Origin of the sequence: Leisingera sp. (assembly GCF_034669605.1) — a bacterium.
Lineage (GTDB): Bacteria > Pseudomonadota > Alphaproteobacteria > Rhodobacterales > Rhodobacteraceae > Leisingera.
The window spans coordinates 17,125-28,452 of sequence record NZ_JAXMOX010000032.1; the positions used below are offsets into that span (position 1 = coordinate 17,125).

12 protein-coding genes and 2 pseudogenes are annotated in these 11,328 nt (G+C 60.3%); 13 read left to right on the plus strand and 1 reads right to left on the minus strand.

All coding sequences use genetic code 11. The annotated features are described in order from the left end of the window. Positions 1 to 169 precede the first annotated feature (169 nt). On the plus strand, positions 170 to 451 hold the full coding sequence (gene tnpB / locus VOI29_RS24575; protein ID WP_416361486.1) for an IS66 family insertion sequence element accessory protein TnpB: 282 nt from the start codon (positions 170 to 172) through the stop codon (positions 449 to 451). Beyond that, positions 399 to 1,473 (plus strand): annotated as a pseudogene (gene tnpC, locus VOI29_RS06060) (IS66 family transposase); the annotation flags it as partial. The gene tnpB and the pseudogene tnpC, both read left to right, overlap by 53 nt. Here the strand turns inward: tnpC and VOI29_RS06065 are convergent. Then, on the minus strand, positions 1,383 to 2,120 hold the full coding sequence (locus VOI29_RS06065) for a tyrosine-type recombinase/integrase (RefSeq protein ID WP_323776804.1): 738 nt from the start codon (positions 2,118 to 2,120) through the stop codon (positions 1,383 to 1,385). The pseudogene tnpC and the gene VOI29_RS06065 overlap by 91 nt on opposite strands. 267 nt (positions 2,121 to 2,387) lie before the next feature. Between VOI29_RS06065 and VOI29_RS06070 the strand changes: the two genes are divergently transcribed. From VOI29_RS06070 to VOI29_RS06120, 11 genes and pseudogenes are all read left to right on the plus strand, one after another. After that, the gene (locus tag VOI29_RS06070; RefSeq protein WP_323776784.1) at positions 2,388 to 2,819 is read left to right on the plus strand and encodes a hypothetical protein; all 432 of its coding nucleotides are present in this window, start codon (positions 2,388 to 2,390) and stop codon (positions 2,817 to 2,819) included. 152 nt (positions 2,820 to 2,971) lie between these two features. Beyond that, a pseudogene (locus tag VOI29_RS06075) lies at positions 2,972 to 3,193 on the plus strand (PLP-dependent aminotransferase family protein); the annotation flags it as partial. 77 nt (positions 3,194 to 3,270) lie between these two features. Continuing rightward, positions 3,271 to 3,495 (plus strand): hypothetical protein, encoded by a 225-nt coding sequence (locus tag VOI29_RS06080; protein ID WP_323776806.1) that lies wholly within the window; start codon positions 3,271 to 3,273, stop codon positions 3,493 to 3,495. A gap of 379 nt (positions 3,496 to 3,874) precedes the next feature. Then, the gene (locus tag VOI29_RS06085; RefSeq protein ID WP_323776786.1) at positions 3,875 to 4,066 is read left to right on the plus strand and encodes a hypothetical protein; all 192 of its coding nucleotides are present in this window, start codon (positions 3,875 to 3,877) and stop codon (positions 4,064 to 4,066) included. Positions 4,067 to 4,081: 15 nt separating this feature from the next. Next, positions 4,082 to 4,363, plus strand: coding sequence for a hypothetical protein (locus tag VOI29_RS06090; RefSeq protein WP_323776788.1), 282 nt, complete (start codon positions 4,082 to 4,084; stop codon positions 4,361 to 4,363). A gap of 95 nt (positions 4,364 to 4,458) precedes the next feature. After that, the gene (locus VOI29_RS06095) at positions 4,459 to 4,635 is read left to right on the plus strand and encodes a hypothetical protein (protein ID WP_323776791.1); all 177 of its coding nucleotides are present in this window, start codon (positions 4,459 to 4,461) and stop codon (positions 4,633 to 4,635) included. Between the two features lie 19 nt (positions 4,636 to 4,654). Further along, complete coding sequence (doeA, locus tag VOI29_RS06100; RefSeq protein ID WP_323776793.1) at positions 4,655 to 5,842, plus strand: ectoine hydrolase DoeA; 1,188 nt, start codon at positions 4,655 to 4,657, stop codon at positions 5,840 to 5,842. Between the two features lie 3 nt (positions 5,843 to 5,845). After that, positions 5,846 to 6,838 (plus strand): N(2)-acetyl-L-2,4-diaminobutanoate deacetylase DoeB, encoded by a 993-nt coding sequence (gene doeB, locus VOI29_RS06105; protein WP_323776795.1) that lies wholly within the window; start codon positions 5,846 to 5,848, stop codon positions 6,836 to 6,838. A gap of 13 nt (positions 6,839 to 6,851) precedes the next feature. Further along, positions 6,852 to 7,331, plus strand: coding sequence for an Lrp/AsnC family transcriptional regulator (locus tag VOI29_RS06110; RefSeq protein ID WP_323776796.1), 480 nt, complete (start codon positions 6,852 to 6,854; stop codon positions 7,329 to 7,331). Positions 7,332 to 7,498: 167 nt separating this feature from the next. Further along, complete coding sequence (locus tag VOI29_RS06115; protein ID WP_323776798.1) at positions 7,499 to 8,974, plus strand: NAD-dependent succinate-semialdehyde dehydrogenase; 1,476 nt, start codon at positions 7,499 to 7,501, stop codon at positions 8,972 to 8,974. 28 nt (positions 8,975 to 9,002) lie between these two features. Continuing rightward, positions 9,003 to 10,376, plus strand: a complete 1,374-nt coding sequence (locus VOI29_RS06120; protein WP_323776800.1) for an aspartate aminotransferase family protein — start codon at positions 9,003 to 9,005, stop codon at positions 10,374 to 10,376. The last annotated feature ends 952 nt before the right edge of the window (positions 10,377 to 11,328 follow it).

Below are 11,328 nucleotides of genomic sequence, written 5' to 3' on the forward strand. Positions count from 1 at the left end.
GAACGCACGAATGCCTTGTCCGCAAATGGTCGGTTGCCGATCGGCGACGTCGCGGAGAGAAAATTCACGTGGAAGGCCCTGCGTTTGCTGCAGTGAGTGTAGAGGGCAGCGCACCCGTTGCCGAGATGCTTGCGCCTTCCGGAAGTCAAAGTGGACTTGGCCGTAATCTCTGTGGAAGCATGACTATCGAGTTTCCTCTGGGGCTTTCTTCGTCTTCAGGTCGGAGGGCCGAGACAAGATGAAGATCCTGATCTGGGATGGGACTGGTCTTGTTCTGGTCTACAAGCGCATTGAAGGAGCGGGGTTCGTTTGGCCGAAGCTAAGTAAAGGCACCATTGTCTATGACAAAGGCGCAGTTCGGCGCTCTGTTCGAAGGTGTTTGGGGATACCGGGCAGTGCATTTGATCGTCAGCAAGTTCGGAGGGGACCGTCGGCCCGGTGGGCGGTGTAAGCCCGGAATGAACACCGATCACCTGCCATTGTACCGCCAGGCGCAAATCTACAGCCGTCAGGGCATCGATCTGGATCCCTCCACATTGGCAGCCTGGGTGGGTCGCGCAGGCTTTGAGCTACGTCCCGTTTTTAATGCGCTGATGGCTGACCTGAAACGCTCGGGCAAGCTGTTCATGGATGAAACGGTTGCCCCGGTGCTCGATCCCGGTCGCAAGAAGACCAAAACCGGCTACTTCTGGGCGCTTGCACGCGATGACCGGCCATGGGGCAGGGGCCCCCCCCCGGGGTGTGGCCTTCACCCATGCGACGGGGCGGTCCGGCCAATACGTGGAAGACATTCTGAAAGGCTTCACCGGCACCCTGCAAGTGGACGGATACGCGGGTTATAACCGCCTGCTCAAGCGTCAGGGGGACACGATCCGACTGGCCTACTGCTGGGCACACGCCCGGCGCAAACTTTTCGAGGTCGCCAAATCCGGCAAAGCCACCCCGATTGCGGTCGATGGTCTGATCCAGATCCAGGCTCTCTAGTGCATCGAAAAGGACATCCGGGGCCAATGTCAGGAGGATCGAAAAGCGGCGCGCCAGGAGCGCTCAAAACCGCTGATCGGGCAAATGGCGAACTGGCGCAAGGAAAACCGCATTTGTGTCTTCTCCAAATCCCCCATCGGCGATGTCCTGAACTTCATCTTCAGATTCTGGGCAGGTCTGACCGGGTTCCGCGACGACGGTCGCGTGGAACTGGACTCCAATTCCCCCTCCCGGCAGATTGCCGCGCAATCGCCTGCCGGGCAGTGGTGCGAGCGGACAATCCGACCGTTCGCTTTGAACAGGAAGAACGCTCTGTTTGCCGGGCATGGCGCCGGTGCCCGGAAATGGGCATTCCTCGCGTCGATGATTGAAACCTGCAAGATGAACGCCGTCGACACTCATGCCTGGCTCACACAGATGCTGTGCAGCGTCACAGGCTTGGTGATGCCCGCGGCTCGCGCGGCCTGCTTGAACAGACGCGAGAACTGACGGGCAGACAGGTGCTTGCCGCGATAGCCGGGGACAATGACCCGATCAGGCCCGGGCACGCCGGGGTCCTGACCGGCGGGACGTTCTTTCCACCAATCCCGCAATAGTCCCAGAATGCCGGCGGGAAGCATCACGTTGCGATCTTTGCGGCCCTTGGATTGCACGATGTGGATGATGTTTTGGGCGCCGTCAATGTCGTCAACCTTCAGCCGGACGACCTCGCCCGCACGCAGGCCGCAGCCATAGGCCAGCGATGGCATCACACGCGCCTTCAAGCTTGGTGCCATGACCAGGATGCGCGTGACCTCGTTGCCGCTCAGCACCAGCGGCACCTTCACCGGCTCCTTGAGGCTAAAAACCTCCGCGGCCAGGTCATGGCGGCGCAGCGTCACCCGGAACAGAAACTTCACCCCGGTCATGGTCTGGTTGCGGGTGCAGATACTCGTCCCGCTTTCCATCAGATGCCGCTGGAAGTCCCGCACATCGTCGGGTGCCGCGGTCTCGGGGGACCGTCCGAGCCAGGCTGCAAACCGCTTGCAGGCCCGCAAGTGGCTGGTTTGAGAAGCCGGTCCCAGATTGCGCGCCGGTATATCGGTAATCATCCGGGCCCGAAGGCGTGCCATCGGTGTAGACTGCTGAACGGTCATGGGAAACCCCTCTGTCAACCGAGGCAAAATCACCTCGCCTGACAGCACACACCCAACACCAAAAAACGCGAAAAAAATCCCGGTTTCCCACAACGCCAGCCACAGGCGCCCATATCGCGGAGCGATTTAGTGCATGGGCTGGTGGCGGCGCCGCTCCTACGCACTCGATTGGGCGCTTTCGCGAGTTCTACTGGTAATCTTCGCAACTGTGCCCTTCGTTTTAGGCGGGTAAGGCATCGACTTCGCAGATGTTTCGAAACCGAAATTATGAGTAAGAGTTCTGCTGACCGTTTCGCCGCGCATTTCTCGGGGCGTAGCCTCCAAGAAATCGTGGACCTGCACCTGAAAGAAGATGTTGCACGTGGAGTGGACGGAACAAGCTATGAGCGCTTGTTGCAGTCTTGTGATGAAGACGTGCATCTAATTGCGCGGCGTGCTCTTTCCGGCACCTGCAAGATCTTTCCGTATCGACAGAAGCTAAATCTGAAAAATGCTGAGTGCGCACCAAGACAGGTGTCGATCCCCACATTGCGAGACAGGGTTGTACTTCGCGCGCTGAACAATTTCCTGACAAGTATTTTTCCTGACTGTCGGCCGCAACATGCTTTTCCGGTTATCAGTTTAGTCCTCAATACCGTCGGAGCCATGCGCGGCGACGATTGTTTCGTTAAGTTGGTTAGATGCAACGCTTACGCATAGCGGATTGTTTTGGCCGGTGAGCCGCCCTGGCTGCGCTGCTCAGGCGGACCGATGTCCGGTAAAGCCGAAAGTTGGATGATTGCTGAGATTTTGGAAATCAGCGTGGCGGAAATTGTATTGCGAAACTGCTGCTGAGAATTCCAAAATGTTGCATGACAATTTGGGGTCCTGACCCCTTTACCTTGATCTCCCCCCTGCATGCGAGCCTTGCGCTGGCCATCGCACGGGCAATCTCAGACGGCAAGCTGGAGCAGGGGGCGCAGTTGCCGACCCACCGCAAAATGGCCGATGATCTCGGGCTGAGTGTCCACACTGCCAGCAAGCCATATGAAAGTTTGCGGCGGCAAAAGCTTATTGACGGCCAAGTCGGCCGGGGCAGCTACGTTCTGGATCCTGACAAGCCCAATGATCAGCCGTTTCTGCTGAGTTCTGAGCGGGGCGGCGGATTTGCTTGTCGATTTCACGTCCGGCATTCTCGCAGCAGCACGCAGAGCGGTTCGAGCAAGCGCCGAGGGACCTGCCGGAGGAATTGGATTCGAGCTACTATCTGTCCTGCCGCCCGAACATCGGTCATGACGCCCGCCGGGCCGCCGGAGTGCGGTGGCTGCTGCATTGCGGTGTGGAGGTGCCGCCGGAGCGGATCATCATGACCAATGCGGTCAGTCACGGCATGTAAGCTGCACTATCGGCGCTGACCCGGCCTGGCGACACCGTGGTGTCAGACAAGGTCACTCACCATTTGCTGGTTTCTGGGTGTTCCTATCTGGGCTTGAACCTAGCAGGGGTTGATGTGGATGCGGATGGTATCCTTCGGGATGCACTTGATCGGGTTTGTCTGGGTGGCAACCCCAAGGTTCTGTTTTTGCTTCCGTCTCTGGCTAGCGCGACGGCGGGAATGATGCCTGAAGATCGCCGCCGTGCGCTGGTGGGGATCGCCCGCAAACATGATCTGCACATCATCAGAAACGATGCCTTTGTCCGGTTGCCGAGGGCCGCCCGGTGCCGGTTGCCGTTCTTGCCCCGGAGCGGTCGATCTATTTGACGACGTTTACCAAATGCACCGTGTCGGGGCTGCGCGCAGGCTACATGGTGGCGCCGGAGCATCTGCTGCCGGCATTGACCGGGCGGATTGTCGTGTTCGGTTGGATGGCGACGCCGCTGATGTGCGAACCAGCCACCCCTGGGTGCAGGACGGCACTGCGCTGGAGCTGGCGCAGTGGCAGCGGAGCGCGCTGGCGAAGCGCTAAGCTATCGCGGCAGAGGTGCTGAAAGACGGGCACTGGCAGGGCCACCCTTCGGCATTGCATCTATGGCTGCCGCTGCCCATGGGCTGGAGCACCGGCAGTTTCGTGTCTTACGCGCGTGAGCTGAAAGTCGCGGTGGCACCGGACCCGCCGTTCCTGACCCCAAAGACACCGCCGCCGAATGCGGTGCGTCTGTCGCTCGGCAGTATTCAGGATCTGGATCGATTCACGCAGGTGTTGGAGCTGATTGCCGGCATGCTGGGACGCCTGCCTGAGGGGATTTCACCCCTTATGTACTGATTGTCCTGTGACAATAAAAAAATTGACATGCGGTACAATCCCTTTCAGGCCTGACGAAACGGTGCTCAGGCACCTGCGGGACTTGGGAGGAAAACATGGCTCAGACTGTCAAAGTTACCTCCGCTGCACTAACGGCAGCGGGGATTGGGCTGACGGGCGGCGCCGCACAGGCCGCCACTTGGCGCTATAGCGTTGCAGAAGCAAGAACCGAAGTGCAGGGCGTCTATGCGCGGACAGACGCGGCGGGCGCTGCCCCAACATTCACCAGCTGATCAACTAGGACCCACGCATATGGCAAACCCCAAGCTGTATTTCTCCCGCGCTGAATACCAAGAGCGCCTCGACAAGACCCGCACCGAGATGGTCCGCCGCGGGCTTGATCTATTGATCGTCACCGATCCCTCTAACATGAACTGGCTGACTGGCTATGACGGCTGGTCCTTCTATGTGCATCAATGCGTTATCATTGGCCTGGAGGGTGAGCCGATCTGGTACGGCCGCGGCCAGGATGCCAACGGTGCCTTGCTCACCTGCTACATGGCCCCCGTCAGTATCATCGGCTACCCGGACCACTATGTGCAATCGACCGAGCGCCACCCGATGGACTACCTGTCGGCGCAGCTGAAGGACCGCGGGCTGGACGGCGGTGCCATCGGTGTTGAAATGGACAATTACTATTTCACCGCCGCGGCTTTTGCATCGCTGCAAAAGCACCTTCCCAATGCGCGCTTTGCCGACTCCAACGCGCTTGTGAACTGGCAGAGGGCGGTGAAATCCGAAGCCGAGCTCACTTACATGCGGCAGGCGGGCAAGATCGTGGAGCGGATGCACCGGCGGATTTTCGAGAAGGTCGAGCCGGGGATGCGCAAATGCGATCTGGTGGCGGAGATCTATAACGCCGCTCTGCGCTATGACAAGAGTCTGGGCATCGGCGGCGACTATCCGGCGATTGTGCCGCTGCTGCCGTCAGGCTCTGACGCTGCCGCGCCGCATCTGACCTGGGACGACCAGCCGATGAAACCCGGCGAGGGCACCTTCTTTGAAATCGCCGGCGTTGTGCACCGCTATCACTGCCCGCTGTCACGCACCGTGTTCCTGGGCAAACCGACGCAGACCTTCCTGGATGCCGAACAGGCGGTGCTGGAGGGCATGGAAGCGGGGCTTGAAATGGCCAAGGCCGGCAACACCTGCGAAGATATCGCCAAGGCGTTTTTCAAGGTTCTGAAAACTTACGGTATCGAAAAGGACAACCGCACCGGTTATCCGATCGGAGTCAGCTACCCGCCGGATTGGGGGGAGCGCACCATGTCGCTGCGGCCGGGCGACACGACCGTGCTGCAGGAAAACATGACCTTCCACTTCATGACCGGTCTCTGGATGGAAGACTGGGGTTTCGAGATCACTGAAAGCATACGCATCGGCGCAAACGGGCCGGAATGCTTGTCAAACGTGCCGCGCAAAATGCTGGTGAAGGACTGAGCCATGAAGCCAAATCCGATTTCCCCCACGATTCCGCTGGATCAGGACGGGGTGCATCACGGCTTTCTCAAGCTGCCCTACAGCCGCGACGACTCGGCTTGGGGCTCGGTGATGATCCCGCTGACGGTGATCAAGAACGGCGACGGGCCGACTGCGCTCTTGACCGGCGCCAACCACGGGGATGAGTACGAAGGCCCGATTGCCCTGCATGAGCTGGCCGCCGCTACAAAGGCAGAGGATGTGTCCGGCAGGCTGATCATCGTGCCGGCCTTCAACTACCCGGCGTTCCGAGCAGGCAGCCGCACCTCGCCCATCGACAAGGGCAACATGAACCGGTCGTTTCCAGGCCGCCCTGACGGCACCGTGACCGAAAAGATCGCCGACTTCTTCCAGCGCACGCTGTTGCCTATGGCAGATATTGCGGTGGATTTTCATTCGGGCGGCAAGACTTTGGATTTCGTGCCCTTTGCAGCCGCGCATATCCTGGAGGATAAGGCGACACAGGAGGCCTGCTTTGCCGCGATGAAGGCGTTCAACGCGCCCTATTCGGTGCAACTCTTGGAAATCGACAGTGCGGGCATGTATGACACCGCGGTCGAGGAGATGGGCAAGGTGCTGGTCACTACCGAGCTGGGCGGCGGCGGGTCTTCGACAGCGCGCAGCAATGCGATCGCCAAGAAGGGTCTGCGCAACGTACTGATCCATGCCGGCATCCTGCAGGGCGAGATGCAGCTGGATAAAACTGTGAACCTGTCGATGCCGGATGGCGATTGTTTCCTGTTCAGCGAGGGCGACGGTCTTTACGAGGCGATGGTCGATCTGGGCGGGGTGGTGGCCAAGGGCGATCTGATCGCCCGGGTCTGGCCGCTGGACCGCTCCGGGCAGCCGCCGGTGGAATACCGTGCCCGCCGCGCGGGCCTGATGATCAGCCGCCACTTTCCCGGGTTGATCAAATCCGGCGACTGCGTGGCTGTTGTCGGCGTCGCCGGGGCCTGATAGGGCGGATCACATGCAACTGGATCAGCGCGACCTTGATATTCTGCGGGTGCTCTCAACCGAGGGCCGCATCACCAAGGCCGCGCTGGCCGAACGGATCGGCCTGTCAGCGACCCCCTGCTGGGACCGGCTGAAGAAGCTGGAGCAGGCCGGGCTGATCGAAGGGTACGGCGCCCGCATCAACCTCAAGAAACTGGCACCGCATGTGACGGTGTTTGTTGCAGCGGAGATCGCAGATCACACCGCCGCCAGCTTCCGCGCGTTTGAGACGGCGATGCAGCGCTATGATGAGGTCACCGCTTGCTGGGCGCTGGGGGGCGGATTTGATTACCTGCTGCAGATCGTTACCAGTGACATAGATGCCTATCAGCGGCTGCTTGACGAGATGCTGGACGCCCGCATCGGCCTGAGCCGCTACTTTACCTATATCGTGACCAAGCCGGTCAAAGGGGGCGGGGCGCCTCCGCTTGATATCCTGCTCGGACAGGGCTGAACCGGGTGCGATGATCAGCCCTTGCGGGCGGACCTGCAGCGCCTGCGGCGCTGTTCGCGCGAAGGGCACCCTCGCGGCAGATGAATCCTCTGCTGATGCCGCCAACTTTGGTCACTTCATCTGCTTCGATCCGGCAGTCTCCTCTGCAAGACATAAGGAGGGACATCATGACAGAGACCGCTCTCTCTGCCCGTGCGGACATAGCCGACAAGGCCTTGGTGCGCTCGTTTTCCTACGTTAACGGCAAGTGGCAAGGCGCTGGAACCGGTGAGACCTTCCCGGTCAGTGATCCGGCGGACGGTGCTGAGCTGGGTCACGTGGCGAGCCTGTCGGCAGAGGAATCCTTTGCGGCCGTGGATGCGGCTCAGGCGGCGTTTGCGGCCTGGGCCGGCCTGTTGCCGCAACAGCGCGCCGCGATTCTACGGCGCTGGTTTGAGCTGCAGCTGGAACACAAGGAAGACCTCGCCCGCATCATGGTGCTGGAACAGGGTAAACCTCTTTCCGAAGCCCGCGGCGAGATCGATTACGGTGCGGCCTTTGTAGAGTTCTATGCCGAGGAGGCCAAGCGCCCAAATATCGAAGGCGTGACCAGCCACCTGCCGGACGCCGAGGTGGAGCTGTGGCGCGAACCGGTGGGGGTGGCAGCGCTGATCACGCCGTGGAACTTCCCCTCGGCCATGCTCACCCGCAAGGCAGCCGCCGCACTGGCAGCAGGCTGCACCGTGGTGGCGCATCCCTCGGGCGAAACGCCGTTCAGCGCGCTGGCGCTGGCGGAGCTGGCAGAGCGCGCTGGCATCCCGGCCGGCGTGTTCAACGTGGTGACCGGCAAGGCGTCCACGGTGGTGGAACCCTGGACACGCGACACCCGGGTGCGGGCGCTGTCCTTCACCGGGTCCACCAATATCGGCAAGTTGTTGTACCGCCAGTCCGCCGGCACGGTGAAACGGCTGGTGATGGAACTGGGCGGCCACGCGCCGGTTGTCGTCTTTAAGGGCTGCGATCTGGACAAAGCGGTCGCTGAGACAATCAAGGCAAAATTCGCCACCTCCGGCCAGGATTGCCTGGGCGCCAATCGGATCTTTGTGGAGCGGCCCGTTTATGCTGAGTTTTGCGCGAAGTTCACCGAGGCTGCCAAGGCGCTGACCATAGGCAAGGGCATGGACGATTGCGACCTGGGCCCGCTGATGAACGAAAGGGCGGTGCAGAAGCAGGAGGAACACGTGGCTGACGCGCTGGCAAAGGGTGCGAAATTGGCCTGCGGCGGCAAACGGCACTCCCTTGGGCCGCTGTTTTTTGAGCCGACTGTTCTGACCGATGTACCGGCCGGTGCGCTGATCATGTCCGAGGAGACATTCGGCCCCGTTGCCCCCATCATCCCTTTCGAACCCGAAGAGGAGGTGGTGGCGCGGGCCAATGACAGCGAATACGGGCTGGTGGCCTATGTCCACAGCCACGACCCGCGGCGGATCTACCGGCTGAGCCGCGCCTTGCAATACGGCATGGTGGCGGTGAACCGCACCAAGGTGACCGGCGCGCCGATCCCGTTTGGCGGCACCAAACAGTCCGGCCTGGGCCGCGAAGGCGCGCGCCTCGGCATGGAAGAGTTTACAGAGATTAAATACGTTTGCCGCGACTGGGCCTGACCCTCACGCGGAAGAGAAAGGAAGTTAGATGCTGAAGAACGACCAACTCGACCAGTGGGACCGCAAGAACTTTTTCCATCCCTCGACCCATCTGGCCCAGCACGCCCGCGGCGAAAGCCCGAACCGGGTGATCAAGACCGCCTCCGGCGTGTTCATCGAGGACCGCGACGGCAACAAACTGCTGGATGCCTTTGCCGGCCTCTACTGCGTAAACGTTGGCTATGGCCGTCAGGAGATTGCCGAAGCCATCGGCGAACAGGCCAAGGAACTGGCCTATTACCATTCCTATGTGGGCCATGGCACCGAAGCTTCGATCACATTGGCCAAGATGATTTTGGATCGCGCACCGCAGAACATGTCCAAGGTCTATTTCGGCCTCGGCGGTTCGGACGCGAATGAAACAAACGTCAAGCTGATCTGGTATTACAACAACATCCTGGGCCGTCCGGAGAAAAAGAAGATCATCTCCCGCTGGCGCGGCTACCACGGTTCGGGGCTGGTCACCGGCTCCTTGACCGGGCTGGAGCTGTTCCACAAGAAGTTCGATCTGCCCGTGGAGCAGGTGATTCACACCGAAGCCCCCTATTACTACCGCCGCGACAACCTTGATCAGACCGAAGAGCAGTTCGTCGCCCATTGCGCGGCTGAGCTGGACGCGCTGATCGAGCGCGAGGGTGCCGACACGATCGCTGCCTTCATCGGCGAGCCGGTCTTGGGCACTGGCGGCATCGTGCCGCCGCCTGCAGGCTACTGGCAGGCGATCCAGGCGGTACTGAAGAAGCACGACATCCTGCTGGTTGCGGATGAGGTCGTCACTGGTTTCGGGCGTCTGGGCAGCATGTTCGGCTCGGATCACTACGGGATCGAGGCGGACATCATCACTATTGCCAAGGGTCTCACCTCGGCTTATGCGCCGTTGTCGGGGTCTATAGTTTCGGACAAGGTCTGGAAGGTGCTGGAACAGGGTACAGACGAAAACGGCCCGATCGGCCACGGCTGGACCTATTCGGCGCACCCCATAGGGGCCGCTGCCGGCGTCGCCAACCTCAAGCTGATCGACGATCTGAATCTGGTACAGAACGCTGGCGAGGTGGGGGGCTATCTGAACGCCACAATGGCTGAGGCGCTGTCGGGCCATGCCAACGTGGGCGAGGTGCGCGGGACCGGGATGCTCTGTGCCGTGGAGTTTGTGAAGGATAAGGCCAGCCGCACCTTCTTTGATGCCGCTGACAAGATCGGGCCGCAGATCTCGGCCAAGCTGCTGGAACAGGACAAGGTCATCGCCCGCGCGATGCCGCAGGGTGACATCCTGGGTTTTGCGCCACCGTTCTGCCTCAGCCGAGCGGAAGCTGATCAGGTGGTGGCAGCGACGCTGCGGGCTGTTCATGCTGTGTTGGGGTGACATAGCCTCAGAGCCCGCAGGGCTGGCTGCCGGCGTGCTTAACAAACTTGAAAGGCAGTTCGGAACACTTTTGGCGGGTGTCTAGGGGCAACCCGCCACACCCGTATAACGCGATAACGGGTGCTTCGGGGGGATGCTCAAACCAACTGGGGCGCTTTGGAGCCTCTCTGAGGTACAAGCTTCTTGTTTCGCTATGTCAGGAAGCCGATGGCAGGGGTGTCATGCTAAGTATATGTTATTGCGTAATTAAAAAGTGAAATATCAAGGATATGTGGTCAAGTGATAACAGATGTATCCCGGTTTGTATCCCGTTCTGAGAATCTGCACTCCTCAGATGCCGCCACGTTTCGAACGCGTTCTTGCGTTTCATGGCCAAGTAGGAAACTGCGCAGTCGAACAACGGCATCCTTGCCGCTTGCGGCATTGAAGCTCATCGTATCAAGCCGAATGCAGCCACCGCCAATGGAGTGCTGGGCCTGACGCCCCTCAACACCCGGAAGACCGTCGTGGTGAGGATAGAGAAGTGTCAAGCGCGGTGTATCGTAGAGTGGCTTTGATGATGTGACAGCCCCCCGACGGCACCATTGTGCCAAGGTGGGTCTGCAACGATCCACAAAGGAGAGCGGTCACATCATCAAAGCCCGGCCGCACACGGCCTGATCTGATGATAAGAGGGACCGAGACAGCAAGACCTTTGAGATGATGGAGCACAGTCAGCGCGCCAGCCAAAACACCAAGCCTAATGTCAGGGACACAAGCTTGTCCGAAAGACCCGTATGGGACTTGGCCTGCGGAAACTATCAGAGCAAGCGGTCGCGTGTGCCGCGCAAACAGATCCCATGATTAGTGGCGCAGAGCGGATAGGCTGCGCCATGCCAATGATAGGAGAACTGGTCATGTCGTACTCACTCAATACGCCGAAATCTGTTCAATACGACCGCACGCTTGTCCT